29 protein-coding genes, 2 tRNA genes and 1 other RNA gene are annotated in these 24,668 nt (G+C 69.9%); 23 read left to right on the top strand and 9 right to left on the bottom strand.

Annotation, left to right across the window (positions count from 1 at the left end; genetic code table 11):
- Nucleotides 1–966: a zinc-binding dehydrogenase gene (locus OG607_RS23240; protein WP_405726629.1), complete on the bottom strand. Its 966-nt coding sequence runs from the start codon at nt 964–966 to the stop codon at nt 1–3.
- 120 nt (nt 967–1,086) lie between these two features.
- On the opposite strand from OG607_RS23240, the gene OG607_RS23235 reads away from it, so the two are divergent.
- On the top strand, nt 1,087–1,596 hold the full coding sequence (locus OG607_RS23235; protein ID WP_405726626.1) for a MarR family winged helix-turn-helix transcriptional regulator: 510 nt from the start codon (nt 1,087–1,089) through the stop codon (nt 1,594–1,596).
- A gap of 24 nt (nt 1,597–1,620) precedes the next feature.
- On the opposite strand, the gene OG607_RS23230 is transcribed toward OG607_RS23235, so the two are convergent.
- Entirely contained in the window at nt 1,621–2,580 is a 960-nt protein-coding gene (locus OG607_RS23230; protein WP_405726623.1) for an NADP-dependent oxidoreductase, read from the bottom strand.
- Between the two features lie 130 nt (nt 2,581–2,710).
- Here OG607_RS23230 and OG607_RS23225 point away from each other — a divergent pair, with 130 nt between their 5' ends.
- From OG607_RS23225 to OG607_RS23210, 4 genes are all read left to right on the top strand, one after another.
- Nucleotides 2,711–3,574 carry a helix-turn-helix transcriptional regulator gene (locus OG607_RS23225; protein WP_405726620.1) on the top strand — a complete coding sequence of 288 codons (864 nt, stop codon included), beginning with the start codon at nt 2,711–2,713 and terminating at the stop codon, nt 3,572–3,574.
- Nucleotides 3,575–3,680: 106 nt separating this feature from the next.
- Entirely contained in the window at nt 3,681–4,097 is a 417-nt protein-coding gene (locus OG607_RS23220) for a hypothetical protein (RefSeq protein WP_405726617.1), read from the top strand.
- Nucleotides 4,094–4,696 carry a DUF4232 domain-containing protein gene (locus OG607_RS23215; protein WP_405726614.1) on the top strand — a complete coding sequence of 201 codons (603 nt, stop codon included), beginning with the start codon at nt 4,094–4,096 and terminating at the stop codon, nt 4,694–4,696. Before OG607_RS23220 ends, OG607_RS23215 begins: the two co-directional genes overlap by 4 nt.
- Nucleotides 4,697–4,731: 35 nt before the next feature.
- Nucleotides 4,732–5,019: a hypothetical protein gene (locus OG607_RS23210; protein ID WP_405726611.1), complete on the top strand. Its 288-nt coding sequence runs from the start codon at nt 4,732–4,734 to the stop codon at nt 5,017–5,019.
- Nucleotides 5,020–5,351: 332 nt separating this feature from the next.
- Here the strand turns inward: OG607_RS23210 and OG607_RS23205 are convergent.
- Nucleotides 5,352–5,436 (bottom strand) — tRNA-Ser (locus OG607_RS23205).
- Nucleotides 5,437–5,511: 75 nt separating this feature from the next.
- Here OG607_RS23205 and ffs point away from each other — a divergent pair.
- Nucleotides 5,512–5,602, top strand: an RNA gene (gene ffs / locus OG607_RS23200) — signal recognition particle sRNA small type.
- A gap of 22 nt (nt 5,603–5,624) precedes the next feature.
- Here the strand turns inward: ffs and OG607_RS23195 are convergent.
- On the bottom strand, nt 5,625–7,190 hold the full coding sequence (locus OG607_RS23195; protein ID WP_405726608.1) for a helicase HerA-like domain-containing protein: 1,566 nt from the start codon (nt 7,188–7,190) through the stop codon (nt 5,625–5,627).
- 101 nt (nt 7,191–7,291) lie between these two features.
- Between OG607_RS23195 and OG607_RS23190 the strand changes: the two genes are divergently transcribed.
- The 3 genes from OG607_RS23190 (at nt 7,292) to OG607_RS23180 (ending at nt 9,668) form a co-directional block, all read left to right on the top strand.
- Nucleotides 7,292–7,588, top strand: coding sequence for a type II toxin-antitoxin system VapB family antitoxin (locus tag OG607_RS23190; protein WP_329315766.1), 297 nt, complete (start codon nt 7,292–7,294; stop codon nt 7,586–7,588).
- Between the two features lie 123 nt (nt 7,589–7,711).
- Complete coding sequence (locus OG607_RS23185) at nt 7,712–8,419, top strand: LytR C-terminal domain-containing protein (RefSeq protein ID WP_405726605.1); 708 nt, start codon at nt 7,712–7,714, stop codon at nt 8,417–8,419.
- A gap of 292 nt (nt 8,420–8,711) precedes the next feature.
- Complete coding sequence (locus OG607_RS23180) at nt 8,712–9,668, top strand: IS481 family transposase (RefSeq protein WP_405723995.1); 957 nt, start codon at nt 8,712–8,714, stop codon at nt 9,666–9,668.
- Here OG607_RS23180 and upp read toward each other — a convergent pair.
- Nucleotides 9,665–10,300 carry a uracil phosphoribosyltransferase gene (gene upp, locus OG607_RS23175; protein WP_405726602.1) on the bottom strand — a complete coding sequence of 212 codons (636 nt, stop codon included), beginning with the start codon at nt 10,298–10,300 and terminating at the stop codon, nt 9,665–9,667. The two genes, OG607_RS23180 and upp, sit on opposite strands and share 4 nt — an antisense overlap.
- On the opposite strand from upp, the gene OG607_RS23170 reads away from it, so the two are divergent.
- The 9 genes from OG607_RS23170 to OG607_RS23130 all read left to right on the top strand — a co-directional run bounded on the left by OG607_RS23170 (nt 10,299) and on the right by OG607_RS23130 (nt 15,533).
- Nucleotides 10,299–10,619 carry a hypothetical protein gene (locus OG607_RS23170; protein ID WP_405726599.1) on the top strand — a complete coding sequence of 107 codons (321 nt, stop codon included), beginning with the start codon at nt 10,299–10,301 and terminating at the stop codon, nt 10,617–10,619. The two genes, upp and OG607_RS23170, sit on opposite strands and share 2 nt — an antisense overlap.
- Before the next feature lie 197 nt (nt 10,620–10,816).
- Nucleotides 10,817–11,368 carry a hypothetical protein gene (locus tag OG607_RS23165; protein WP_405726596.1) on the top strand — a complete coding sequence of 184 codons (552 nt, stop codon included), beginning with the start codon at nt 10,817–10,819 and terminating at the stop codon, nt 11,366–11,368.
- A 62-nt stretch (nt 11,369–11,430) separates the two neighbouring features.
- Nucleotides 11,431–11,862 (top strand): tRNA adenosine(34) deaminase TadA, encoded by a 432-nt coding sequence (tadA, locus tag OG607_RS23160; RefSeq protein WP_405726593.1) that lies wholly within the window; start codon nt 11,431–11,433, stop codon nt 11,860–11,862.
- Nucleotides 11,863–11,919: 57 nt separating this feature from the next.
- A tRNA-Ser gene (locus OG607_RS23155) sits at nt 11,920–12,009 on the top strand.
- A gap of 158 nt (nt 12,010–12,167) precedes the next feature.
- Nucleotides 12,168–12,332 (top strand): hypothetical protein, encoded by a 165-nt coding sequence (locus OG607_RS23150; RefSeq protein WP_329315755.1) that lies wholly within the window; start codon nt 12,168–12,170, stop codon nt 12,330–12,332.
- Nucleotides 12,333–12,363: 31 nt separating this feature from the next.
- The gene (locus OG607_RS23145; RefSeq protein ID WP_405726590.1) at nt 12,364–12,657 is read left to right on the top strand and encodes a Dabb family protein; all 294 of its coding nucleotides are present in this window, start codon (nt 12,364–12,366) and stop codon (nt 12,655–12,657) included.
- A gap of 193 nt (nt 12,658–12,850) precedes the next feature.
- Nucleotides 12,851–13,696, top strand: a complete 846-nt coding sequence (locus OG607_RS23140) for an RNA polymerase sigma factor SigF (RefSeq protein WP_405726587.1) — start codon at nt 12,851–12,853, stop codon at nt 13,694–13,696.
- A gap of 173 nt (nt 13,697–13,869) precedes the next feature.
- Nucleotides 13,870–14,811 carry an RNA polymerase sigma factor SigF gene (locus tag OG607_RS23135; RefSeq protein WP_329315750.1) on the top strand — a complete coding sequence of 314 codons (942 nt, stop codon included), beginning with the start codon at nt 13,870–13,872 and terminating at the stop codon, nt 14,809–14,811.
- Nucleotides 14,812–14,852: 41 nt separating this feature from the next.
- Nucleotides 14,853–15,533 carry a hypothetical protein gene (locus tag OG607_RS23130; RefSeq protein ID WP_405726584.1) on the top strand — a complete coding sequence of 227 codons (681 nt, stop codon included), beginning with the start codon at nt 14,853–14,855 and terminating at the stop codon, nt 15,531–15,533.
- Here the strand turns inward: OG607_RS23130 and OG607_RS23125 are convergent.
- The gene (locus OG607_RS23125) at nt 15,526–15,717 is read right to left on the bottom strand and encodes a hypothetical protein (RefSeq protein WP_405726581.1); all 192 of its coding nucleotides are present in this window, start codon (nt 15,715–15,717) and stop codon (nt 15,526–15,528) included. The genes OG607_RS23130 and OG607_RS23125 overlap by 8 nt on opposite strands.
- A gap of 60 nt (nt 15,718–15,777) precedes the next feature.
- Between OG607_RS23125 and OG607_RS23120 the strand changes: the two genes are divergently transcribed.
- The 3 genes from OG607_RS23120 to OG607_RS23110 all read left to right on the top strand — a co-directional run bounded on the left by OG607_RS23120 (nt 15,778) and on the right by OG607_RS23110 (nt 18,975).
- The gene (locus tag OG607_RS23120) at nt 15,778–16,725 is read left to right on the top strand and encodes an aldo/keto reductase (protein ID WP_405726578.1); all 948 of its coding nucleotides are present in this window, start codon (nt 15,778–15,780) and stop codon (nt 16,723–16,725) included.
- Between the two features lie 170 nt (nt 16,726–16,895).
- The gene (locus tag OG607_RS23115) at nt 16,896–17,324 is read left to right on the top strand and encodes a MarR family winged helix-turn-helix transcriptional regulator (RefSeq protein ID WP_405726575.1); all 429 of its coding nucleotides are present in this window, start codon (nt 16,896–16,898) and stop codon (nt 17,322–17,324) included.
- A gap of 37 nt (nt 17,325–17,361) precedes the next feature.
- Nucleotides 17,362–18,975, top strand: a complete 1,614-nt coding sequence (locus OG607_RS23110; RefSeq protein WP_405726572.1) for an MDR family MFS transporter — start codon at nt 17,362–17,364, stop codon at nt 18,973–18,975.
- A 124-nt stretch (nt 18,976–19,099) separates the two neighbouring features.
- Here OG607_RS23110 and OG607_RS23105 read toward each other — a convergent pair whose 3' ends face one another.
- Nucleotides 19,100–19,660 carry a Uma2 family endonuclease gene (locus tag OG607_RS23105; protein WP_405726569.1) on the bottom strand — a complete coding sequence of 187 codons (561 nt, stop codon included), beginning with the start codon at nt 19,658–19,660 and terminating at the stop codon, nt 19,100–19,102.
- Between the two features lie 53 nt (nt 19,661–19,713).
- On the opposite strand from OG607_RS23105, the gene OG607_RS23100 reads away from it, so the two are divergent.
- Entirely contained in the window at nt 19,714–20,184 is a 471-nt protein-coding gene (locus OG607_RS23100) for a PPOX class F420-dependent oxidoreductase (RefSeq protein ID WP_405726566.1), read from the top strand.
- A 6-nt stretch (nt 20,185–20,190) separates the two neighbouring features.
- Nucleotides 20,191–20,646, top strand: coding sequence for a hypothetical protein (locus OG607_RS23095; RefSeq protein ID WP_405726563.1), 456 nt, complete (start codon nt 20,191–20,193; stop codon nt 20,644–20,646).
- Nucleotides 20,647–20,694: 48 nt separating this feature from the next.
- Here OG607_RS23095 and OG607_RS23090 read toward each other — a convergent pair whose 3' ends face one another.
- On the bottom strand, nt 20,695–23,139 hold the full coding sequence (locus tag OG607_RS23090; RefSeq protein ID WP_405726560.1) for a glycosyltransferase family 39 protein: 2,445 nt from the start codon (nt 23,137–23,139) through the stop codon (nt 20,695–20,697).
- On the bottom strand, nt 23,136–24,659 hold the full coding sequence (locus OG607_RS23085) for a glycosyltransferase (protein ID WP_405726557.1): 1,524 nt from the start codon (nt 24,657–24,659) through the stop codon (nt 23,136–23,138). Before OG607_RS23085 ends, OG607_RS23090 begins: the two co-directional genes overlap by 4 nt.
- Nucleotides 24,660–24,668 lie beyond the last annotated feature (9 nt).

The raw sequence follows: 24,668 nt of genomic DNA, 5'->3' as shown, positions 1-24,668 counted from the left end.
TCAGGGCACCAGGACGGTGCGCACACCGGGGACCTCGGGTGCGTTCCACGCGGTTTCGACGTCGGCGAGCGGTACCGCCTTGGCGGTGACCGCGAGACCTCCGGCCTCGATCTCGTCGACGAGGGACGGCAGTTCCTCCAGGTACGTCCTGGTCGAGACCGCGCCCTGGCCGTTGCCCTGGAGCCGGAAGTTCGCCGAGCGCAGTGCCACTGACGGGAGTTCGATGGTGGGGCCGGCCATGGCGCCGATCTGGATCCAGTTCAGGGCGCGGCTACGGTCGGGGCGGGCCTGGAGCACCGCCATGATCGCGTCCCCGGCGGGCTTGCCCCACAGGTAGTCGATGACCAGGTCGACCTCGGCGGCCTCCTTGGCCAGGGCCGCCGCGGTGGCGGTGGCGTCGTCGGTGAGTGCGACGGTCGCGTCCGCGCCGAGCCCGGGCAGGGTCGCCAGGCGTGCCTGGTCGCGGCCGGCGCCGACGACCCGGCCGGCGCCGAGGCGCTTGGCTACCTGGACGGCCATCTGGCCGGCGTTGCCGGTCGCGCCGAGGATCAGCACCGACTGTCCGGCCTCGATCGGGACGCGGCGGCGCAGCGCCACCCAGGACGACATGGCCGGGTTCATCGCCGCGGCGATCTTCACCACGTCCGCGCCGTCGGGCAGCGGGATGCTGTGGCGGCTGTCGATGACGGTCCGGGTGGCCATCGGGCCGACGAGTTCGTCATCGGCGACGAAGTACACAAGCCTGCCGTCTTCCCGCCGGCCGACCCCGTCGACACCGGGCACCATCGGCAGCTTGCCGGTGCTGGTGTAGTGGCTGCCCGACGCGCCGGTACGCACCCGTGGGTGCAGGCCCACCGCGAGGACGTCGACAAGTTCCTGGTCCTCGTCGGAGGGAGCGGGCAGGTCGAAGGGCTCGTAGCGGGGCGGGTTGTCGAACGAGTGGACCACCGCAGCGTGGATGTCCATGGCTGCTCTCCTCAGATTTGGTACGCGGGACGAAGGATTTAGTAGGTGCCACGAAGGATTTAGTTCGTGCCACGAATTAAACTAGTAGGTGCCACGTACCTTTGCAAGTAGAATCGGGACATGACGTCATCCCACGACATGCCACCCCCGCCCGTGCCGTCGCCCGTGCCGTCGCCCGCAGACGAGGATTTCGGGCTGGTCGACGCCCTTGCCCAGCTGTCGTTCCTGGTGCAGAGCGCCCTGGCCGAGATCGCCGGGCAGTACGACCTGTCGGTCGTCCAGACCCGGATGCTCGGGATACTTCGGGACCGGGAGCCGACGATGAACCAGCTCGGCCGCCACCTCGGCCTCGACAAGTCCTCGATCACCGGCCTGGTCGACCGCGCGCAGCGCCGCGGCCTGGTCACCCGCACGGCCAGCGCCGTCGACCGCCGCTCGTTCCAGGTGTCGATCACCGACGCGGGCCGGCAGCTCGTCGAGCAGGTCGCCGCTCAGTTCGCCGAGCGGATCGAGTGGTGTGTCGAGCCGCTGCCCGAAACCGACCGGAAGCGGCTGTCACGGATGGCGACCCGGATCGTGACCGCGGACGCCCAGGTCCGTGGCATCGACCTGCGCACCGCACCCCACTGACCGCACCCCACTGACCGGACTCCGTCAGACGGAGGTACGCGGCACCGTCACCACGTGCTTGCCCACGACGCCGCCGCGCTCGAACGCCTCATGTGCCGCGGCGATGTCCGCGAGCGGGTACACGCTGTCGATCACCGGGCGCAGCGCACCCGAGGTGACATGGCCGGCCACATCGCGCAGTACGGGGGTTTCGGGGTTGGCGCTGAAGGTGCGGATGCGGCGGGAGCCGTGCACGCTCGACGCGGCGATCGCGGCCAGGGCGGACGGGGACAGTCCGACGGTGACCATCCGGCCGCCCTTGGCCAACCGGCTTCGGTAGCAGTGCAGTTCCGAGCCGACCGTGTCGACGATGACGTCGAACGGCCCGATCCGGTCCGAGGTGGTGGAGCCGTAGTCCAGGACCTCGTCGGCGCCGAGGTCGGTGAGGAGCTCGGCGTGGCGGTCGCGGGCCAGAGCGGTCACATGGCCGCCCATGGCGTGCGCCAGCTGCACGGCGGCCGTGCCGACTCCGCCGGCCGCGCCCCGGACCAGGACCCGTTCCCCGCTCTTGAGGTGCACGCTGTCGCGCAGCGCGATCAGCGCCGTGGAACCCGCGACGACCAGGGAGGCCGCCTCGACCGACGAGAGGTCCGCCGGGGCGTGCGCGATCCGGTCCGCGGAGACCACCACGTACTCGGCCGCCCCCGCGGTGGTGTGCCGCTGACGGGGATGCACCATGCCCCACACCCGGTCCCCGACCCGGTAACTCTCGACACCGGCGCCGGTCGCGGTGACGGTGCCCGCGAAGTCCAGTCCCACACCGATCGGGAACCGGCGTCCCGACACCATCTTCAACTCCCCGGCCCGGACGATCACATCGTGTCCGTTCACGCTGGACGCCTCGACCGACACCAGTACCTCACCCGCGCCGGGAGCGGGACGGTCCACGTCATTGATCCGCAGAACGTCCGCCGTACCGAAACCCATGATCTGAACGGCCTTCATGTCGCTGTCCTTCCGTGACCGGCTGTGGTGCAACCGATCCTGGACCCTGCGTACGGCATCACGGTCGTTCGCCTTTTCCTGGGTCTGGCAGACCCACCCTCGCGAGCCGCGCTCGCGGCATACTGACGCCGTGACCGACGCCCCCCTCGCCATGAGCGACGATCCCCGACGCGAACTCGCCGAGTTCCTGCGCACCCGCCGAACTCGGCTGCGACCACAGGACGTCGGCCTGGAGCCCGGCCCGCGGCGGCGCGTCGCCGGGCTGCGGCGGGAGGAACTGGCGCTGCTGGCCGGGGTGAGCTCGGACTACTACCAGCGCATGGAGCAGGGACGCGACGTCCGCCCCTCCGAACAGGTCCTGGACGCCCTCGCACGCGCCCTCAACTTCTCCGCCGAGGAGACCCGCCACCTGCACAGCCTCGCCGCCGCCGCACGCACACCGGCCCGCCTCCCGCGTTCGTACGAGCCGGAGGAGGTACCCGACACCACGCTACGACTGCTGCACACCATGACCTCGCCCGCTCTGGTCGTCGGCCGTTTCCTGGACGTGCTGGCCTGGAACCCGCTCGGCGGTGCCCTGCTGGGGGAGTTCACCCGGCAGCCGCAGAGGGAGCGGAACCTGCTGGCGCTGTTCCTGCACCCCGAGGCCGACCGGGCGTGCCCGAACCGGGCGGCCACCGTCGCGGAGCTGATCGGGATGCTGCGGACGCAGGTCGCCGCCGATCCGGGACACCCGCGCGCGATCGAGCTGGTGGGTGAACTCGCGGTCCGCAGCGACGAGTTCGCGGGGCTGTGGGCCCTCCACGACGTAGAGGAACCGACCCGCGGCCAAATGCGCCTCAACCACCCCCTGGCCGGCGAACTGAACCTGGACTGGGACGCCTACCCGATACCGGGCAACCCCGGCCCCGCGCTCATGGTCTGCACCGCCGCCGAGGGCAGCCCCGACGCCGAGCGACTCCAACTGCTCGCCGGCCTGCTGGGCGCTCGCTGACCCACCACAGAATCGAACCCTCCTGCTCATCGCCGAACGGTTTGCCCGCCAGCGGCTGCGTGCTTCGGCCAAGGTCGAAGGCCACCACACCGACGGCAAACCCGTCGTGCTCTTCCTGTGCGTCCACAACGCCTGCCGCAGCCAGATGGCCATGGGCTTCTTCCAGCACCTCGCCGGAGACAACGCGTTCGCCTGGTCGGGCGGCTCCGAACCGGGCTTCGAGGTCAACCCGGTGGCCACGAGGTCCTCCTCGTGGATCTCGCTCGGCCCCGGACAGAGCCGCCCGCGGCCAGCACCTCCTCAAACGAACATGAATTTCACCTGTAAAACTTCCGGATGGCGAGCGCCTGCTGTCGAAATCCCGCCACACCGATGCGAACTTCCCGCGGGCGTTCGTCGTCTCAATAGATGTGAGCTGCAAGCTCACGCGCAGCACCCTGAGCCGGGCCTCCGGCTCCCACCGCTCTGGTCCCGCCGGATGCGGGGCCGCTGTCTTTCACCGGCACGGAAGCGTGCGTCATGATCCCCATCCGCGTCCCCAAGCGCGCGGCGGCCATTACCGCTGCCCTCGTCCTGGGCGCCACCGGCACCGCCCTGGGCGGAGCCCAAGCCGCGCAGACCTCCCCGGCCACCCCGACCTGCCACGTAGCCGACCTGCACCTGTCCATCGGCCCGGTCTCGGGCGGCGCGGGCTCACTCTTCTACCCCATCCGGTTCACCAACACCTCCAGGCACACCTGCGCCCTGCGCGGCTACCCCGGCGTGAGTGTCGTGAACATCCGCCACCACCAGATCGGCGCCCCCGCCGCTCGCACCGGTCAGCCCGTGACCACCGTGCAGGTCCGCCCGCACCGGTCGGCTACGCAACGATCCGCACCAACAATCCTGACGTCGTGCCGAAGTGCCGACCGACGTCGGCTTACATCCGGGTCTACCCGCCCGCCAGCCACCGGACCGTACTCATTCGGTACCACCTACGTGTCTGCGGCCTCTTCGAGATCAACCCGGTGCAACGCACCCCATAGCAGGGAAACGCAGCCGCACTGCGGCGGCGCGAGTCAGCTGACCTTGACGGTCCACGCCGCCGAGTTGAGACGAAGACCGCCCTGTTCGCCCAGGTGAGCGGCAGGAGACAGAGGTCACTCCACATCTACTCCATGCGCGCGGGCCAGCCCGGCGCCCTGCTGCTGGATGTCCCAGTGGACTCCTTTGACGTGAAGGTCACGCCGGAGATCGGGGCCGGAGTAGACGGTGAACTTATCGGGCTGCGTGAGGCCGATCAGGAAGCGGAGGCCGCGCAGGAGCGTGCTGCCGCGCAGCGCCGGAAGGTGGCTCGCCGCTTGGACTCGCTGGGACTATCCGGGCGGGAAATCGCCTCTGTGCTCAAGGTCAGCCCTCAACGGGTTTCCCAGCTCCTAGGCAAAAGCGGGGCTCGCCGCGCGTGAGGCCGCAACACAGCGTCTGACGAGGGGCTGCAGTTGAGGGCACGTGAGGCTACTCGCCCGGAAGTAGATCTGAAGCCATCTTGAGCGCCTGATGTGCAGGGGAAGGGCTTGCTCGCGCCCCCAACAGCTGACGCTGCCGACCTCACCGCGATTGCCCCGGGTTGAATGGGGCCAAGTGGGACCGGCGGGAGCGTGAGCGTAGCCGTTCCTTACTCGTTGCCGAATTGCCCATTTTGACCGAAATAAATGCAACCCAAACTGCAACCCAACCATGCCGAAGAGCCGGACCATGATCACGGTCCGGCTCTTCGTTTCGCCTGGTCAGGCGGGTGCGGAGGATACGAGATTCGAACTCGTGAGGGGTTGCCCCCAACACGCTTTCCAAGCGTGCGCCCTAGGCCACTAGGCGAATCCTCCGCCGCAAACACTACAAGACGGGAGGGGGTGCTAGCGAACTCGATCGGGGGTGATCGGATCGGGTAGGCTGGGCGCAGCCCCTCACGTGGCGCTATCTCGCTGAACCCCCCCAGGGCCGGAAGGCAGCAAGGGTAGGTGAGCTCTGGCGGGTGCGTGGGGGGTCTTTGCGTTCTGCGGACAGGCCCTAGCTAGCGGCGGCGGGAGCGCTTGGCGGTGCCGAAGAGGGAGCGGGTGATCTCGCGGCCCAGCTGGGTGCCTACGGAGCGGGCGAGGGATTTGAAGACGCCGCTGTGGACGACCTGCTCGATGACACCGGGTTCGGGTTCTGCGGGCTTGGGTTCCTCGGGGCGCGGCTTCGCGGGCGCGGGTTTGGGCGCGGGTTTGGACGTGAGCTTCTCGTAGGCGGATTCGCGGTCGATGGCCTGGGCGTAGCGGGCGTGGAGCGGGGAGCCGGTGACGGCGGTGGTGAGGGCGGTGGGGTCGAGGGGGCCCATGAGGGACTGGGGGGCGCGGAGGCGGGTGGCGGCTACGGGGGTGGGGGCGCCGGTTTCGCTGAGGACGGTGACGACGGCTTCGCCGGTGCCGAGGGCGGGGAGGACGGCGGCGAGGTCGTAGGGGGACTTGGGGAAGGTCTGGACGGTGGCGCGCAGGGCCTTCGCGTCGTCGGGGGTGAAGGCGCGCAGGGCGTGCTGGACGCGGTTGCCGAGCTGGGCGAGGACGTCGGAGGGGACGTCCTTCGGGGTCTGGGTGACGAAGAAGATGCCGACGCCTTTGGAACGGATGAGGCGGACGGTCTGGGTGATGGCGGTGAGGAAGGCCTTGGAGGCGCCGGAGAAGAGAAGATGCGCCTCGTCGAAGAAGAAGACGAGCTTGGGCTTGTCGAGGTCGCCGACTTCGGGGAGGTCCTCGAAGAGGTCGGCGAGGAGCCACATAAGGAAGGTGGAGAAGAGCTGGGGGCGGTCCTGGACCTCGGGGAGTTCGAGGACGGAGACGATGCCCCGGCCGTCCGGCGCCGTGCGCAGCAGCTCGGAGGTGTCGAATTCGGGCTCGCCGAAGAAGGTGCCGGCGCCCTGGGCCTCGAAGGCGGTCAGTGTGCGCAGGATCACGCCGGCGGTGGCGGGGGAGATGCCGCCGATGCTCTTGAGCTCGGCCTTGCCGGCCGCGTCGGAGGTCAGGAAGGTGACCACCGCCCGCAGGTCCTTGAGGTCGGTCAGCTCCAGGCCCTTGGTGTCGGCGTAGTGGAAGATCAGGCCGAGGGACTGCTCCTGGGTGGGGTTGAGGCCGAGGACCTTGGACATCAGTACGGGACCGAAGCTGGTCACCGTCGCCCGCAGGGGGATGCCGGTGCCCATGCCGCCGAGGGCGTAGAACTCGGCGGGGAAGGCGGCCAGGGCCCATGGCCGGCCGACCTCGGCGGCGCGCCGGGTGACGCGGTCGCCGGGGGCTCCCGGGGCGGAGATGCCGGAGACGTCACCCTTGATGTCGGCGAGGAAGACGGGGACGCCGGCGGCGGAGAGCTGCTCGGCGATGAGCTGGAGGGTCTTGGTCTTGCCGGTGCCGGTGGCGCCGGCGACGAGGCCGTGGCGGTTGAGCATGCAGAGGGGGATGCGGATGGGGAAGTCCGGGTGGCAGCCGCCGTCCCAGAGGAGGGATCCCAGCTCCAGGGACGGGCCCGTGAAGGCGTAGCCCTTGGCGATGATCTCGAGGGCGGTATCGGAGGCGGGATCGCGAGCGGGATCGGCATCCGTCGACATGGTGCTAGCTCCCGTTATCGGCTGCTTTCATCAGCTTTCCCCACCATCGCACTCATGCGCCGAGGCTGCGCCCGTACACGCTTGCCCGGTAGGCTTTCCGTGTGATCTTCAAGCGCATCGGAAGCGGGCGGCCGTACCCCGACCACGGCCGGACAAGCACCCGCGAATGGGCGGACGTCGCACCGCGCCCGGTGCGCCTCGACCAGCTGGTCACGACGAAGGGGCAGCTGGATCTGGAGACCCTGCTCGCGGAGGACTCCACCTTCTACGGCGACCTCTTCGCGCATGTCGTGAAGTGGCAGGGCGACCTGTACCTGGAGGACGGGCTCCACCGCGCCGTAAGGGCCGCCCTGCAGCAGAGACAGGTGCTGCACGCGCGCGTGCTCGAAATGGACTGAGCCTCGAACAGAGGACTGTGACTGAGCCGTCGTCAGCCTGCCGTTCGTCCTTTCGGGTTCAACTCCGCCCCATTGGTTGATCATTTAGTAGGCCTGGACCGAATCGCGGATTACGCTGCGCCTATGAGCATGCTGACTCCCCCCGGAATGGGCGGGAAGTACCGCATCACCGGGACCCAGTACCCGCGGATGCGACGCCCAAGAAATCGGGGCCGCATTCTGGCGGCCGTCATCGCGACGGTCGTCGTGGTCGGCCTGATCGGATACGGCACCCTGCAGCTCATCGATGTCTTCGGCGGGAACGGCAAGGACCCGGCCAGCATCGCGCAGGCCGCGGCCGCCAAGAAGCGCGAGTGCGAGGCGGCGTCGGCGAAGGCATCGGCGGCAGCGGCGTCCGCGGCGGCGCTGCCGCTGGTGACGAAGCTGCCGGAGACGGGCGAGGTGACGATCAACGTCTACAACGCCACCGCGAAGAGCGGCCTGGCCAAGGACACCGCCGACGAGCTCGCGGCGCGCGGCTTCAAGATCGGCACCTTCGGCAACGCGCCGCCCGAGTACGACCGCAAGGTCAAGCAGTCCGCGCTGCTGGTCGGCGGTACGAAGGCGGTGGCCGCCCTCCAGGTGGTGGGCGCCCAGCTCACCGGCACGGTGACGCAGATCGACGCCAAGCGGTCCGGCGCGGTGGTCGACCTGATGATCGGCAACGCCTTCAAGAAGCTGTCCGCCGAGAAGGCCACGGCCAAGACCCTGAAGACGCTGAAGGCGCGGGCGGCGCAGGCCAAAGCCAGTCCGTCACCCGCGCCCAGCGCGAACAGCGGGGCCGGCTGCTAGGGCCTGTCCGGCGGATCTTGGCCGGACAGGCCGCGGCGTCCTGTGCGGTGCATCGCAAGGCGCCGGAGTGCCCGCAGGGTGGTTTCCTGCGGGCACTCCGGCAACGCCGCGAGGTGCCGCCCGCCGCGCCGGCGGCTGATGTCGCTGTGGCGTCTCGGACCAGGCCAAGATCCGCCGGACAGGCCCTAGGTGTATTGATCACGAGCGTTGTTGACACGTGTCGTGCTTGATCAAAGGTGAAGACCTCCGGTGTGGTGGAGCTGTCTAGGACCGCACCACACCGGAGGTCTTCGTGTCCCACCGTAATGCCCGGCTGACCGTTCACGGCAGGCGACTGCTGGTCGAGCGTGTCACCTCGGGCCGGCCCGTCGCCCACGTGGCCGCTGAGATGGGTGTCTCCCGCGCCACCGCCCACAAATGGGTCCGCCGGTGGCGGGCCGAGGGCGAGCCGGGCCTGCACGACCGGCCCAGCAGTCCCCGCACGACCCCGCACCGCACCCCGGCCGCGACCGAGCAGGACGTCTGCCGTCTGCGCCGCGAGCGCAAGCTCGGCCCGGCCCGCATCGGCCCGATCCTGGGCCTGCCCGCCTCGACCGTGCACCGCATCCTGACCCGCCACGGCCTGCACCGCCTGGCCTTCCTGGACCGCCCCACCGGCCAGGTCATCCGCCGCTACGAACGCGACCGCCCCGGCGAGCTCATCCACGTGGACGTGAAGAAACTCGGACGGATCCCCGACGGCGGCGGCCACAAAACACTCGGCCGCCAGGCCTCCCGCGCCACCAAGACCGGCGTCGGCTTCGACTACGTCCACTCCGCCGTCGACGACCACACCCGCCTGGCCTACAGCGAGATCCACCCCGACGAGAAAGCCGCCACCTGCGCCGACTTCCTCCGCCGGGCCGCCGCCTTCTTCACCACCTGCGGCATCCACCGCATCGAACGCGTGCTGACCGACAACGCCTGGTCCTACCGCAAAAGCACCCAATGGAAGCAGGCCCTCACCGACCTGGACGCGACCGGCAAACTCACCCGCGCCTACCGGCCCCAGACCAACGGCAAAGTCGAACGCTTCAACCGCACCCTGCTCGACGAATGGGCCTACCTACAGCCCTACACCAGCAACGACCAGCGCACAGCCGCCCTGACAGACTTCCTCCACAGCTACAACCACCATCGCAGCCACACCGCACTCAAAGGCCAGCCCCCGATCAGCCGCGTCAACAACCCTGCGGGTCAATACACCTAGGTCGCCGTCCCGTACAGGCGGTCGCCCGCGTCGCCGAGGCCCGGCACGATGTAGCCGTGCTCGTTGAGGTGGCTGTCCAGGGCCGCCGTGACGACGGTGACCGGCTTGCCGGCCAGCGCCTCCTCCATCGTGGCGACGCCCTCGGGCGAGGCCAGCAGCACGACGGCGGTGACGTCGTCCGCGCCGCGCTCGATGAGCAGGTTGATCGCGGCGACCAGGGTGCCGCCGGTGGCGAGCATCGGGTCCAGGACGTACACCTGGCGGCCGGAGAGGTCCTCCGGCATGCGGGTGGCGTAGGTCTTGGCCTCCAGCGTCTCCTCGTCGCGGATCATGCCGAGGAAGCCGACCTCCGCGGTCGGCAGGAGGCGTACGAGGCCTTCGAGCATGCCCAGGCCGGCCCGCAGGATCGGGACGACCAGCGGGCGGGGGTGGGAGAGGCGTACGCCTGTGGTCTTGGCCACAGGGGTCGCGATGTCGACCTGCTCGGTGCGCACATCGCGGGTCGCCTCGTAGGCGAGGAGGGTGACCAGTTCGTCGGCCAGCCGCCGGAAGGTCGGCGAGTCGGTGCGCTCGTCGCGCAGAGTGGTGAGTTTGTGCGCCACCAGCGGGTGGTCGACTACGTGGATCCGCATGGACACGACTCTATCCGCGTACGGCGGCCCTCCGCCGCATGCGCAAGTCGGCGCTTCAAACCACACTGGAGAGGGAAGTCCTGCACATACGCCCAGTGCGCAGTGCCCAGTGGATCAGCAGCAGGGGTGGTGCCCAATGGCAGCCGAGCGCGACGAACCCCGTATGCCGGGAGAGAGCGACGCCGAGCGGCGACGGCGGCGCGCCCTGTTCCTGCGGGAGCTGAACGAGGCGAAAGAGCTGCGCGAGCGCGTCCAGCCGCGCCGCGCGCGGGCGGCACGCGCGCGCCAGCAGATGCGCATGCGGACCTTCCGCTGGTAGTCCGCAGTGCCTGCGCAGGGCAGGCACAGGCCCTCCGCACCCCCTCCGCAGGCAAAAAAGCTTGAAGGCCAGGCACGACGCAGCGCGGAAGACCTCTCGCAGAGCCCGGGTTTCTGCCACGATGCCGAGTGGGCGGGGAGAGAATCACGTACGGCTCCGCCCAGTCCGGACGGCCTGAGACCTGTGGGAGAGTCACGGTGTACTTCGCCGCACTGCTCGCGCGCACCGAGGACGGTTGGCAAGCGAGCGAGACCGATCTCGACGATGTGGAAACCCTCGGCGACCTGACCGACCTGGCCCGTGAGGCTTCGGCCGAGGAGGAAACGGTCCTGGTCTTCATCGAGCAGGAGGACGCCTGGTTCGGCGTCGTCCGGGTCGATGGTGAGGAGGATCCCAGGATCTACGTATCCGACGCGGCCGCCGCCGCCCGCAGCTCGTACGGTGAGATCCTGCTCACCGACGAACTGCTCGGGCGGGACCCCGGCGCCGCCGACAACCTCGACGACCTCGTCGACCTCGACGGCACCGAGGAGGGTGACGAGGACGCGGACGACGACGATGTCGTCCCCGGACCGACCGAGGCGGCCGCACCCGTCGGCCCGCTCGGCGACGCCGACATACTGGTCGACCTCGGCATGAGCAACAAGGCGCTGCTGGCTCTCAGCGGCGACGGCGCACTCACCGGCGAGGCGCTCGGCGAGATCGCCGACACGCTGGGCTGCGCCGACGTCCTGGAGGCAGTGCGCTGAGCTCATCCGTCCCACCGCCCGGCCCGGCGCACGATCCGCTGCGCGACCCATGGGCCGGGCCGATGCGCCACGCCCTCACCGAGGCCGGGCTCGCCCCGCTCACCGGCGACGTGCCGGTGGGCGCGGTCGTGCTCGGCCCCGACGGCCACACCGTCATCGGCCACGGCCGCAACGAACGCGAGGCCACCGGCGACCCCACCGCCCACGCCGAGGTCCTCGCCATCCGCGAGGCCGCCAAGGCGGTGGGCGAGTGGCGGCTGTCCGGCTGCACCCTCGTCGTCACCCTTGAGCCCTGCACGATGTGCGCCGGCGCGATCGTCCTCTCCCGGCTCGACCGCGTCGTCTACGGCGCCGCCGACCCCAAGGCCGGCGCCACCGGCTCCCTCTGGGACGTCGTCCGCGACCGCCGCCTCAACCACCGCCCCGAGGTCATCGAGGGCGTACTGGCGGACGAGTGCTCGGCGCTGCTCACCCGCTTCTTCAGAGCGACCTGAGGGCTACCTGATCAAACGATTTCAAAGCACACGTCCGCGTCCGCTAAGCTCTCTCTCGGTAGCGTGTCCGAGCGGCCTAAGGAGCACGCCTCGAAAGCGTGTGAGGGGGCAACTCCTCCGTGGGTTCAAATCCCACCGCTACCGCCAGCAACACCCCTCCGGACTGCTTCGATGCAGCCAGAGGGGTGTTTTTGCGTGCCGCCCCGTGCCCCGGGTGCGAAGCGGGACGACGGCCTCCGCCGGAGATCGGCGGAGGGTCGTTTTGTTCAAGGGTGATTGAGCCATCCGGTGGATACACTCCAGACATGGCGCAGGCGAAGAAGATCTCCATGTACGTCGTCGTGGTGTTCGTGCTGTACACCGTCATCACGTCGCCGGCACGCGCTGCGGACCTCGTCCAGATAGGCTTTCAGGGCATATCGGACGCCGCCCAGGGCGTCGGTGAGTTCATGACCCAGCTGATCAACTGACCAGCGGGGTGCCGGTGAGGAGTAGTACAGCGTGATACGCCATCTGGTCCTGTTCAAGCTCAACGAGGGCGTCCAGCGCGACGAGCCGCGCGTCGTGGCGGGGGCGAAGGCGTTCGAGGAGCTGGGGGCGCTGGTTCCGGAGCTGGCGTCGTGGGAGGTGGGCTGGAACATCTCGGACCGGCCGATCGCGTACGACTATGCGATCAACTCCTCGGTGGCGGACGCGGATGCGCTGAAGGCATACCTCGAGCACCCGGCGCATCAGGCCGGCGTGGCGCAGTGGCGGGAGTTCGCCACCTGGGTGATCGCCGATTACCCGTTCTAGTTAACCGTTCCAGCGGTTCTTGCTGAGCCCCTCACCCTCCGGGTGGGGGGCTTTTGTCATGGAAAACCCCAAGTCAAGGTCAACTCGCCTTCAACACGGTGTTATACGGTGCTTGCGTACAGTGCACATGAATTGTGATGCTATGACCGCTTTTGACGGATGAGTGGACCGATGAGGGTGGGGTGGTTTTTCCGTGTCGGCCCGTACGGCGTCACCAGCAAGCAGCGACAGAAGCGGGGGCGGGAGTCGGACCCGTACCCGTACCCCGAATGCCAATGCCGTCGAGGCGAGGGCGCTCACGCAGGTGCTCTTCGAGCAGCTGACCGGCCTGAAGCCGGGCACCGCGGAGCACTCGCGGGTACGGGCGGCGCTCATCGAGGTGAACCTGCCGCTGGTGCGGTACGCGGCCGCCCGCTTCCGCAGCCGCAACGAGCCGATGGAGGACGTGGTCCAGGTCGGGACGATCGGGCTGATCAACGCGATCGACCGGTTCGATCCGGAGCGCGGGGTGCAGTTCCCGACCTTCGCGATGCCCACGGTGGTCGGCGAGATCAAACGTTACTTCAGGGACAACGTACGGACGGTCCACGTGCCGCGCCGGCTGCATGAGCTGTGGGTGCAAGTCAGCGGGGCGATCGAGGATCTGACGGTGCTGCACGGGCGTACGCCGACGACCGCGGAGATCGCGGGCCGGCTGAAGCTGGCCGAGGAGGAGGTCCTGGCCTGCCTGGAGGCGGGGCGGGCGTATCACGCGACGTCGCTGGAGGCGGCCCAGGAGGGCGGGGACGGGGCGCCGGGGCTGCTGGACCGGCTGGGGTACGAGGATCCGGCACTGACGGGCGTGGAGCACCGGGACCTGGTGCGGCATCTGCTGGTGCAGCTGCCGGAGCGGGAGCGCCGGATTCTGCTGCTGCGCTACTTCGGGAATCTGACGCAGTCGCAGATCAGTGCGGAGCTGGGGGTGTCTCAGATGCATGTGTCACGACTGCTGTCGCGGAGCTTCGCGAGGCTCAGATCCGCAAATCAGATCGAATCATAGCTGAATAGGATTAAACAACCTGCGAAGAAATGTCGACATGGCGCTACAGCGTGTTGCCGACATGTGACATTCTGCGGATACCGCGTTTGTCGCGGGCTGGTGGCCGGTATTCCAGTTGGAGGAACGACCCGTCGCCCGTCTGCGACACCCGTCCGCGACCTCAAGGGGGTGGCATGTCCGTAGAAGTGGGCAGTCCGAAGGTGCTCCGTACCGACGCAGCGCCGGCCGACGCTCTCAGCGGCAAGGCCATCGACATCACCACCGCCGCCGACTCAGCCGACACCGTCGTCGAGGCTGTCGACCCAACCACCGCGATCGCCGAAATCGACATTCCCGTCGAGGTGAGCACCGCGGTCGACACCCGTACGCTCTCCCGCGCGCTGTTCCTGCGGCTCGCGCAGCTGTCCCAGGACAGCCCGGAGAAGACGTACGTCCGGGACACCCTCATCGAGCTGAACCTCCCGCTCGTCCGGTACGCGGCGGCTCGCTTCCGCAGCCGTAACGAGCCCATGGAGGACATCGTCCAGGTCGGCACCATCGGCCTGATCAAGGCGATCGACCGCTTCGACTGCAACCGCGGCGTGGAGTTCCCGACCTTCGCGATGCCCACGATCGTGGGTGAGGTGAAGCGCTTCTTCCGCGACACGTCGTGGTCGGTGCGCGTGCCCAGGCGGCTCCAGGAGCTGCGGCTCGCGCTGACCAAGACCAGCGACGAGCTCGCGCAGAAGCTGGACAGGTCCCCGACCGTGGCCGAGCTCGCTGTGGCGCTCGGTGTGTCGGAGGAGGACGTCGTCGACGGCCTCGCGGTCGGCAACGCGTACACCGCGAGCTCGCTGGACTCCCCGCCCCCGGAGGACGACGGCGGCGAGGGCTCGCTGGCGGACCGGCTCGGCTACGAGGACACCGCGCTGGAGGGCGTCGAGTACCGCGAGTCGCTCAAGCCGCTACTGGCCCAGCTGCCCCCGCGGGAGCGGCGGATCATCATGCTGCGCTTCTTCGCCAACATGACCCAGTCGCAGATCGGCGAGGAGGTCGGCATCTCCCAAATGCACGTCTCCCGGCTGCTCACCCGGACCCTGTCCCAGCTGCGGGACGGTCTGACGGCTGAGCAGTAGAGAGTGTTCCGTTACTGACGCCACGTCAGTAATCTGGCGCGATGGTTCACCTGCCGTCCGGCCGCCGGGGCGCGGTCCTTGCCGCTGCCTCGGCGGCCGTGGTGTGTCTCGGCGCGTTCGCCACCTTCGGCCCGGGCGGCGGCACGGATCAGGGCTACCTCGCGGTCGGCCCGGCAGGGCCGACGGGGACGGCCACGGGGAACGTCCCGCCGGACGGGGGCGTGGAGTGGGTGCCGCTGGACGGCAGCCCCGGGAGCGGCAGTCCTGGCGCTTCCGCTTCCGTACGGACTCCTGGCGGTGGGCCTGGCGGTACGCCGCCTGCGCGGGCCGAGACGCCGGGCCGGGCACCTGGCCGGGTGTCGGCCCCCGCGTCGGCCCCTGAGGCTTCACCGAGCGCTGACGCGTCCACGACCGCCCCCGCACCGGCGCGGCTCACGGTCAGCGGGCCCACGCGGGCAGCGTCGGATGTCCGCTGGTGCGAATACGTCACCGTGACCTTCACCAACACCGGCGCTCAGCCGGCGACGACGGGCACCGTCACCTTCGGCACGCACATCATCGGCCTGCTCGGCATCGACTGGGCGACCGTGGAGACCGACGAGGCGGTGCCGGTGCCGGTGGAGGGCGGCGAGAAGAAAGAGAGGACCTGGGAGATCTGCGTGGACGCCTGGCGGGTGCCGCTGGGCATGCACGTGGAGACCCAGGACGTCCGGCTCAGCTGAGGGCGAACCAGGCCACGACGGCGACCACCACGATCGCGGCGATGACGCCGACGATCAGGCCGGTCTTGCTGCCGCCGGAGGCGGCGACGGCCTGCTGCGGGGGCTGCTCGTCCACGAAGGCCCGGAACATCTGGGTACTGCCGGCCGGGTCGTAGTTGTTCTCGGGGCTGTTGGGAGTGCTCATGGGCCGGAACCCTAGCGAAGATGCGGAATGGAGGGCACCCCAGGGTTGCTTACGTAACACATGACACGCATTGGAAACTCGGATCTCGATGTCTTCCCGCTCTCCCTGGGCGGCAATGTGTTCGGCTGGACGGCCGACGAACAGGCCTCGTTCGCCGTACTCGACTCCTACGCAGCCGCGGGCGGCAACTTCATCGACACGGCCGACGGCTACTCGGCCTGGGTCCCCGGGCACAGCGGCGGGGAGTCGGAGGGGGTCATCGGCCGCTGGCTGGCGGCGCGCGGAAACCGGGACGACGTGATCGTGGCCACCAAGGTCAGCTCGCACCCCGAGTACAAGGGCCTGAGGGCCGCCAACATCAAGGCCGCCGCCGAGGCCTCGCTGCGCAGGCTGGGCACCGACCGCATCGACCTCTACTACACGCACTTCGACGACCCCGAGGTGCCGGTCGAGGAGATCATCACAGCCCTCGACGCCCTGGTCGGTGAGGGCAAGGTGCGGCAGATAGCGGCGTCCAACATCACCCCGGAGCGGCTGGCGGAGTCCCTGGAGTTCTCCGACCGCGAGGGCCTGGTGAAGTACGTCGCGCTGCAGCAGCACTACAACCTCGTGGAGCGCGACGGGTACGAGGGCGCGCTGCGCGAGGTCGTCCAGGCGCACGGTCTGTCCTCGGTGCCGTATTTCGGGCTGGCCAAGGGTTTCCTGACCGGCAAGTACCGGCCGGGCGGCGAAGCGGTGGACAGCCCGCGCGCGGCCGGGGCCGGGGAGTATCTGAAGGGCGAGCAGGCGGAACGCGGCGTGCGCGTGCTGGCCGCTCTGGACGAAGTCGCCGCTGCGCATGACGCGGAACCGGCGACCGTGGCGCTGGCGTGGCTGGCGGCGCAGCCGACGGTCGCGGCGCCGATCGCCAGCGCGCGCAACGTGGGGCAGTTGGGGGCGCTGGTGGCGGTGGCGGATCTGAAGCTGACCGGGGAGGAGCTGGCGAAGCTGACGGCGGCATCCGACTGACCAGCCGTTTGACCATCCGTTTTCCGGTGAAGGCCCGCCTTGCTTGACCGAAGGCGGGCCTTTCCTTTGGGAGTTTTTTACTCGCTTGCTCCCGACAATCATTTGCCTGCAGCAACCAATGACTCTATGGTTGCTTGAGGCAACTACAACGAGGGCAAGGGGGTGGCGTCATGGCTGACCGGAAGCAGTTCCAGGAACTCGCGACACAGCTGCGCGCCACGATCTCGGTCATGCGGGGAATGGCCCGCGCGCTGCCCGCCGACTGCCAGGTGGCGTCGGTGGGCGTGCTGTCCGTGATCAACCGCCACGGCGAGATGCGGATCGGCCGCCTGGCCGAGCTGCTGGACATCGACATGTCCGTCACCAGCCGCCATGTCGCGCACCTCGCGGACCGCGGCTGGATCGAGCGCGCGCCCGACCCGCTGGACAAGCGGTCCCGGCTGCTGCGGCTCACCACGCGGGGGGATGTGGTCCTGCGCACCGCCCAGGACCACATCGCCGGCGTGCTGGCGGACCGCCTGAGCGACTGGCCGGACGAGGACGTGGAGCGGTTCACGGAACTGCTGGCCCGGCTCAGGACCGATTTCGCCACGACGTGACGAAGCGAACGCGACGACGCGAAGAAGAGGGATGACGATGACATCAACCGCAACACCGCCCGGTGTGCGGGGGCCCGACGCCCAGGCGAGTGACGCGGCCCCCATGACGCACCGGCAGATCATGGAAGCCCTGTCCGGCCTGCTGCTCGGCATGTTCGTGGCGATCCTGTCGTCCACGATCGTCACCAACGCCCTCCCGGACATCGTCGCCGACCTGCACGGCACCCAGAGCGCGTACACCTGGGTCGTCACGGCCTCGCTGCTCGCGATGACGGTCACCACCCCCCTGTGGGGCAAGCTCGCCGACCTGACCAGCAAGAAGCTGCTGGTGCAGATAGCCCTGGTGATCTACGTGACCGGCTCGATGGCGGCCGGCCTCTCGCAGAACTCCGGCATGCTCATCGCCTGCCGCGTCGTCCAGGGCGTCGGCGTCGGCGGCCTGTCCGCGCTCGCCCAGATCGTGATGGCGGCGATGATCTCGCCGCGCGAGCGCGGCCGCTACAGCGGCTACCTGGGCGCGACCTTCGCCGTCGCCACCGTCAGCGGCCCGCTGCTCGGCGGCGTCATCACCGACACCAGCTGGCTCGGCTGGCGCTGGTGCTTCTACGTGGGTGTGCCGTTCGCGGTCATCGCGCTGATCGTGCTGCAGAAGACCCTGAAGCTGCCGGTCGTGAAGCGCGACGTGAAGGTGGACTGGCTGGGCGCGTCCGTGCTGGCCGCGTCCGTCTCGCTGCTGCTGCTCTGGGTCACCTTCGCGGGCGACAAGTACGACTGGATCTCCTGGCAGACCCTGGCCATGATCGGCGGGTCCGTCGCCCTGGGCGGCGTCTTCCTCGCCATCGAGTCCAAGGTGGCGGAACCGATCGTCCCGCTGCGGCTGTTCCGCAACAAGACGATCACCCTGACCTCGGCCGCCAGCGCCTTCGTGGGCATCGCGATGTTCGCCGGCACGGTCTTCCTCAGCCAGTACTTCCAGCTGGCCCGGGACAAGTCGCCGACGATGTCCGGCGTCATGACCATCCCGCTGATCGGCAGCCTGGCCATCGCCTCCACCGTCTCCGGACGGTTCATCACCAAGACCGGCCGCTGGAAGGTCTGGCTGCTCACCGGCGGCGTCCTGATGGCGTCCGGCCTCGGGCTGCTGGGCACCATCCGCTACGACACCGCGTACTGGCAGATGGCCTTCTACATGGCCTTCCTCGGGCTCGGCCTCGGCATGTCGATGCAGAACCTCGTCCTCGCCACCCAGAACCAGGTCCAGCCCCACGAGCTCGGCTCCGCCAGCTCGCTGGTCAGCTTCTTCCGCAGCCTCGGCGGCGCGGTCGGCGTCTCCGCGCTCGGCGCGGTCATGGCCAACCGCATCTCCGGCTACGTCACGGACGGCCTGGCCGCGATCGGCGTCAGGACCGGCGGCACCAGCGACTCCATCCCCGACCTGGACACCCTGGCCGCCCCCGTGCGGTCCGTGGTCGAGAACGCGTACGGACACGGGGTCGGCGATGTGTTCCTGTGCGCCGCGCCGTTCGCCGTGCTCGGGCTGCTGCTGGTGGTGTTCGTCAAGGAGGTGCCGCTGCGGTCGCACAGCGGCCTGCAGGGCGCGGCGGCCGCCGCGGCGGCTCCGGTCACCGAGGACGCCAAGACCGAGGGCTGACGCCCTCCACCCGACAGCCGCCGGTGCGCGCGCCCACAGCGGAAGCGTGCGCACCGGCGGCAGGGGCCCGGCCGGCGGCCGGAGCAGGGGACGGCCGAGGCCGCCCGCCGGGCCCCGATACAGCTCAGTACAGCGGGAAGTCGGCGGTCTCGATCCGCCAGTCCTTCAGCGGCACGGTCTCGCCGAAGACGAACTCGCGGCGGACCGCGTACCGCGGGCCCTCCGGTGTGTGGCGCGGGCTGGAGAGCACCATGCCGGTGCCCGTGCGCGGGTCGACGAGCAGGTAGTCCTCGATGCCCATGGCCGCGTAGTCGCGGGTCTTGCCCTGGTAGTCGTTCTCCGGGTTCGATTTCGAGACGACTTCGACCACGGCGAGTACCTCCCCCGGGTCGACGGTGTCGCCTTCTGTGTCCAGCACCGCCAAGGGCAGAATCACCACATCGGGCCTGCGCAAGGCGGCGGCCACCGAGGGATCCTCGATCTGCGCACCGGACTGGGCGATCACCTGGGGCTCGGTGCCCGCCAGCTGGCTGTTGAGCTGCTCAGCGATGCGGAACGCGATGAGCTGATGCCGTTTGGCGGGGCCCATCACCATGATGATGTGGTTACCGCTGATCTCCACGGCCCACGCTTCCTCGACCTGACGGAGTTCGTCGGCGATGGCACGCATTCGGGCGTACTCCATCGTGGTCCCCTTCCGGTCGGCCGCTGCGAGTATCCCGCGCATAGGCTGGCCTCATGGCTGCCTACATCGCGACGAACACCGACGTCGGCCTCGACCAGCTCCTCGAATTCGTACGCCCTCGCCACCGGGCGATCCTGCTGACCGTGCGCGCCGACGGGCTGCCGCAGGGCTCCCCGCTGACGTGCGGGGTGGACGACTCGGGCCGGCTGGTCGTGTCGACGTATCCGGAACGGGCGAAGACTCGGAACGCGCGCCGGGATCCGCGCGTGAGTGTGATCGTGCTCTCGGACGAGTGGAACGGGCCCTGGGTGCAGATCGACGGGACGGCGGAGGTGATCGACTCACCGGAGTCCGTGGAGCCGTTGGTGGAGTACTTCCGCAACATCTCGGGGGAGCACCCGGACTGGGCCGAGTACCGGGAGGCGATGGTGAAGCAGGGCAAGTCGCTGATCCGGATCACGCCGGAGCGGTGGGGGCCGATCGCGACGGGCGGCTTCCCGGCGCGGCTGGCGCCGGAGGACTGACGGTCGGTGCGCAGGGTGGGATCGGCGGCCCTGGCCGCAGTCGCGGCCGCGTTATGGACCGTGGTGGTGAGCGGCGACGCACCCGCGTTTCCGCAGTCCGGGCCGTTGAGCAGGAACGATGTCATGGCGGAGATCGACTCCGCCATGGCGGGGGCCGGGGTGGACCGGGGCGGCGCGCTCATGATGGTCGCAGGGACCGGCAAACATGGCAGGCCGCTGACGAAGGACTGCCTCGTCACCTGGGACGCAGCCGACCAAGGTGCGGCACAGGCGTACTCCGACGCCGTGTCGGCGCTGCGGCGGCAGGGTTGGCGACCGGCGAAGTACCTCGCGACCAGGGGTGTCTCGCAGAGCACCTCGCTGGTCAAGGGGGGCTGGACGATATGGGTCAGCCACCACTTCAAGGTCCAGCGCATGACGTCCGATTCGCTGGATCTCTTCGCGACGGACGACAGCTGCTGAGCGCGAAAGGGCGGTGGCCGGGTGGCCACCGCCCTTTCGCGTTGAGCCTTACTTCGAGGCGGTGAGGTCGTAGACGGTGACGCCGTCGACCGTCTTGGCGGTGAAGGTGGACTGGACCCAGGAGCTGATCTGGGTGCCGGTGCCGCTGCCGCCCATGCCGCCACCGCCGCCGGTGCCGGAGGCGATGAAGTAGTGGATCTTGCCTTCCTCCACGTACTTCTTGAACTCGGCGAGGGTGGGCGAGGGGTCGCTGCCGTTGAAGCCACCGATGGCCATGACGGGGTCTTCGGTGGAGAGCTGGTAGCTGGCGGCGTTCTGGGAGCCGATGGTGGCGGCGACCCAGGTGTACTTGGAGGCGTCCTGCTCAAGGAGGGCCTTCATCTGGGAGCTGACGCTGGCCCCGTTGAGGAGCCCGCCGACACCGCCCATGCCGCCGCCGCGCGTGCCGCCTTCGGTGCTGCCGCCGGGGAAGCCGCCCTGGCCGTTCTGGGTCTGGCCGTTCTGACCCTGGCCGTTCTGGCCGCCCTGCGTGCCGCCGGGGAAACCGCCCTGGCCGCCCGTACCGCCGCCCTGCGTGCCGCCCGGGAAGCCGTTCTGGCCGTTCTGGCCGCCCTGCGTGCCGCCGGGGAAGCCGCCCTGGCCGCCGGTGCCGCCCTGGGTGCCGCCCTGGCGGTTGCCCATGCCGCCGCGCACGCCGCCGCCGCCGAAGCCCATGCCGCCCTGGACCGAGGGGCCGGCCGTGACGATGGAGCCGGTGTGGCCGGTGTTGACGGTCTGGAGGGTGTACGCGAGCGGGCCGCCGAGCGCGGCGGCGATGCCGAGGCCGGCCGAGGCGAGGGCGAGGTGCTTGCCGAGCCGGGCCGCGAGGAGCAGGCCGAGGGCCGCGACGATGCCGCCGATGAGGACGGCGTAGCGGACGCCCGGGTACCAGTCGGAGGAGCGGTTGAGCAGGTCGTACGACCAGATGGCCGTGACCGCGACCGTGACGGCGAGGATCGCCGAGGCGACGATCTGCGAGCGGCGCTCCCAGAGCATCGTGGCGCCCATGCCGACGAGGGCGGCGATGTACGGCGCCAGCGCGATGTTGTAGTACTGGTGGAAGATGCCGGACATGAAGCTGAAGGTCACGAAGGTGAACAGCAGCGACCCGCCCCAGGCCAGATAGGCCGCCCGCTGCGTGTCCGTGCGCTTCGCGCGCCAGGTCAGCCACAGGCCGGCCGCCAGCAGGATGAAGGCGGCGGGGAGCAGCCAGGCGATCTGACCGCCCATGTCGGAGCTGAAGAGCCGGGTGATGCCGGTCTCGCCCCACATGCCGGTGCCGCCACCGCCGCCACCGCCGCCCACGGAGCCGGTCTCGTTGCCGGTGATGCGGCCGAAGCCGTTGTAGCCGAAGGTGAGGGACAGGAAGCTGTTGTCCTGGGAGCCGCCGATGTACGGACGCGAGGAGGCGGGCCAGAGCTCGACGATGGTGACCCACCAGCCGCCGGAGACAATGAGCGCGAGCGCCGCGTACCCGATCTGGATGAGCCGCTTCTTCACGGTCGCCGGTGCGCAGACCGCGTAGACGATGGCGAGCGGCGGCAGGATCAGGAAGGCCTGCAGCGTCTTGGTGAGGAAGGCGAGGCCGAAGGCCACGCCGCCCAGCACGATCCACTTCGTGCTCGCGTTTTCCAGCGCGCGCAGGACGCAGTAGACGGCGGCGACCATCAGCAGCGCGAGCAGCGCGTCGGGGTTGTTGAAGCGGAACATCAGCGCGGCGACCGGGGTCAGCGCGAGCGAGGCGCCCGCGATGAGGCCGGCGGCGGCGCTGAAGCGGCGGCGTACGGCGGCGTAGAGCACGCCGACCGTGGCGACGCCCATCAGCGCCTCGGGGGCGAGGATCGCCCAGGAGCTGAGGCCGAAGACGCGGACCGACAGGGCCATCGGCCACAGGGCGGCCGGGGGCTTGTCGACGGTGATGGCGTTGCCGGCGTCGAGGGAGCCGAAGAAGAGGGCCTTCCAGCTCTTGCTGCCGGCCTGGACGGCGGCGGAGTAGAAGGAGTTGGCGTAGCCGGAGCTGCTCAGGTCCCACAGGTAGAGGAGGGCCGTGACCAGCAGCAGGCCGATGAAGGCCGGGCGCACCCAGGCCGCGTCCTCGGGGCGGCCGCGCCACACGCGGGCGGCGAAGCCGCTCGGCCCCTGGCCGTCACCGCCGCCACCGCCTCCGCCGCCGCCCTCGCCGGGCGGGGGTACGGTGCCGTCGCCGCCGTAACCGGAGAGCACCGGCTCGACGGTGAACGGGGGTTCGGCGACCGGGACGCCCGCGCCGACGGCATTCGGCGGGGGCGCGTCAGCCGGTACGGGGGTGCGCTGCACGCCGGCCGGCAGGTGCGCCGGGGGCGGCGGCACGGCGGTGGTGCTGGTTGTGGCAACAACGCCGCCGGGCGGCGCCGGAGGGACTTCCTCCGGCGACCGCCACGGCGTCTCGGCCCCGTCGCTGCGGGACGTGGTCATCGGTTACTCCTCGGGTCGTACTCGTGGGGGTCTATGGGGCGCATGCGCATGGTCTCGTCGCCGTAGCCGGTCTGGCCGCTTACCCGCCAGGGGGTGCCGCCCTGCGGGGCGTCGGCGTACGGGTACGGCTGCTGCGGCTGGTACTGCGGTTGCTGCGGCTGCTCCGACTCGTACGGAGTGCCGGGACGGACCTGCACTGCGGGCTGCATGCGCATGCCGGATTCGCCCTGGCCCTGGCCCTGGCCCTCGCCTTCGTCCTCGCCCTGGGACGGGAAGACCCACGCCCGGAAGAGCAGGAAGCGCAGCACGGTCGCCGCGAGGTTGGCCGCGACGAGCACGGCGATCTCGGTGCCCTGCGCGGGCGCGGAGTTCGCGGCGTTCAGGGCGGCGAGCGAGCCGCTGGTGAGGGCGAGGCCGATGCCGAAGACGACCAGGCCCTGGGCCTGGTGGCGCATGGCCTTGTCACGGCCGCGTACACCGAAGGTGAGCCGCCGGTTGGCCGCGGTGTTGCCGACCGCGGAGACCAGCAGGGCCAGGGCGTTGGCGAGCTGCGAGCCCATGCCCATCCGGAAGAGGGAGAACAGCAGCAGATACGCCAGCGTGCTCAGCCCGCCGACGACGCAGAAGCCGACGAGCTGCCGCGCGAGGCCCACCGGGGCCTCGGCTATCTCGTCGCGCGGGTCGTCGCCGAAAGGGCGGCGCAGCCGGTCCAGCGGAAGCGCGCCGGTGGCCAGGGCACGCCCCACGCGCATGACGCCCTTGAGGTCGTCGGTGGCCGTCTTGACGATGTCGACCGTCGAGTTGGGGTCGTCGACCCAGTCGACCGGGACCTCGTGGATGCGCAGGCCGGCCCGCTCGGCGAGCACCAGCATCTCGGTGTCGAAGAACCAGCCGGTGTCCTCGACCAGCGGCAGCAGCCGCTCGGCGACGTCCTTGCGGATCGCCTTGAAGCCGCACTGGGCGTCGGAGAATCGGGCGGCGAGCGACCCGCGCAGGATGAGGTTGTAGGTACGGGAGATGAACTCGCGCTTCGCGCCGCGCACGACGCGCGAGGAGCGGGCCAGCCGCGAGCCGATGGCCAGGTCCGAGTGGCCGGATATCAGCGGGGCCACCAGCGGCAGCAGCGCGTTGAGGTCCGTGGACAGATCCACGTCCATGTAGGCGAGCACCGGCGCGTCGGAGGCGGACCACACGGTGCGCAGCGCGCGCCCGCGGCCCTTCTGCTCCAGCCGGAAGGAGGTGACCTCGGCGATCTCCCGCTCCAGCGTCCGGGCCACGGCCGGGGTGCGGTCGGTGCTGGCGTTGTCGGCGATGGTGATGCGGAAGGGGTACGGGAAGGTCCGGGTGAGGTGCGCGTGCAGTCTGCGCACGCAACCCTCGAGGTCTTTCTCCTCGTTGTATACGGGGATCACGACATCGAGCACTGGCTCGGTCTGCGAGACAGCCAGGTGCTCACGGGCGGGCAGCGTTCCCAGCTGGTGGGATGACGTGCCAGTCGTCGGGAGCTGTTGAGTGCGCATACCAATGAC

This window comes from Streptomyces sp. NBC_01537 (genome assembly GCF_045040445.1).
Taxonomy (GTDB): Bacteria; Actinomycetota; Actinomycetes; order Streptomycetales; family Streptomycetaceae; genus Actinacidiphila.
This window is presented reverse-complemented; position numbering and strand designations above follow the sequence as displayed.

Bases quoted from the DNA above. Each gene is read 5' to 3' on its own strand.
- tadA (WP_405726593.1), top strand. From the start codon at position 11,431: ATGCGCCACGCCCTCACCGAGGCCGGGCTCGCCCCGCTCACCGGCGAC.
- OG607_RS23130 (WP_405726584.1), top strand. From the start codon at position 14,853: ATGGTTCACCTGCCGTCCGGCCGCCGGGGCGCGGTCCTTGCCGCTGCC.
- OG607_RS23170 (WP_405726599.1), top strand. From the start codon at position 10,299: ATGGACACGACTCTATCCGCGTACGGCGGCCCTCCGCCGCATGCGCAA.
- OG607_RS23230 (WP_405726623.1), bottom strand. From the start codon at position 2,580: ATGAAGGCCGTTCAGATCATGGGTTTCGGTACGGCGGACGTTCTGCGG.
- OG607_RS23115 (WP_405726575.1), top strand. From the start codon at position 16,896: ATGGCTGACCGGAAGCAGTTCCAGGAACTCGCGACACAGCTGCGCGCC.
- OG607_RS23135 (WP_329315750.1), top strand. From the start codon at position 13,870: ATGTCCGTAGAAGTGGGCAGTCCGAAGGTGCTCCGTACCGACGCAGCG.
- OG607_RS23240 (WP_405726629.1), bottom strand. From the start codon at position 966: ATGGACATCCACGCTGCGGTGGTCCACTCGTTCGACAACCCGCCCCGC.
- OG607_RS23125 (WP_405726581.1), bottom strand. From the start codon at position 15,717: ATGAGCACTCCCAACAGCCCCGAGAACAACTACGACCCGGCCGGCAGT.
- OG607_RS23085 (WP_405726557.1), bottom strand. From the start codon at position 24,659: ATGCGCACTCAACAGCTCCCGACGACTGGCACGTCATCCCACCAGCTG.
- OG607_RS23210 (WP_405726611.1), top strand. From the start codon at position 4,732: ATGCGCGCGGGCCAGCCCGGCGCCCTGCTGCTGGATGTCCCAGTGGAC.
- OG607_RS23215 (WP_405726614.1), top strand. From the start codon at position 4,094: ATGATCCCCATCCGCGTCCCCAAGCGCGCGGCGGCCATTACCGCTGCC.
- upp (WP_405726602.1), bottom strand. From the start codon at position 10,300: ATGCGGATCCACGTAGTCGACCACCCGCTGGTGGCGCACAAACTCACC.
- OG607_RS23185 (WP_405726605.1), top strand. From the start codon at position 7,712: ATGAGCATGCTGACTCCCCCCGGAATGGGCGGGAAGTACCGCATCACC.
- OG607_RS23110 (WP_405726572.1), top strand. From the start codon at position 17,362: ATGACATCAACCGCAACACCGCCCGGTGTGCGGGGGCCCGACGCCCAG.
- OG607_RS23105 (WP_405726569.1), bottom strand. From the start codon at position 19,660: ATGGAGTACGCCCGAATGCGTGCCATCGCCGACGAACTCCGTCAGGTC.
- OG607_RS23195 (WP_405726608.1), bottom strand. From the start codon at position 7,190: ATGTCGACGGATGCCGATCCCGCTCGCGATCCCGCCTCCGATACCGCC.
- OG607_RS23235 (WP_405726626.1), top strand. From the start codon at position 1,087: ATGACGTCATCCCACGACATGCCACCCCCGCCCGTGCCGTCGCCCGTG.
- OG607_RS23120 (WP_405726578.1), top strand. From the start codon at position 15,778: ATGACACGCATTGGAAACTCGGATCTCGATGTCTTCCCGCTCTCCCTG.
- OG607_RS23150 (WP_329315755.1), top strand. From the start codon at position 12,168: ATGGCGCAGGCGAAGAAGATCTCCATGTACGTCGTCGTGGTGTTCGTG.
- OG607_RS23100 (WP_405726566.1), top strand. From the start codon at position 19,714: ATGGCTGCCTACATCGCGACGAACACCGACGTCGGCCTCGACCAGCTC.
- OG607_RS23090 (WP_405726560.1), bottom strand. From the start codon at position 23,139: ATGACCACGTCCCGCAGCGACGGGGCCGAGACGCCGTGGCGGTCGCCG.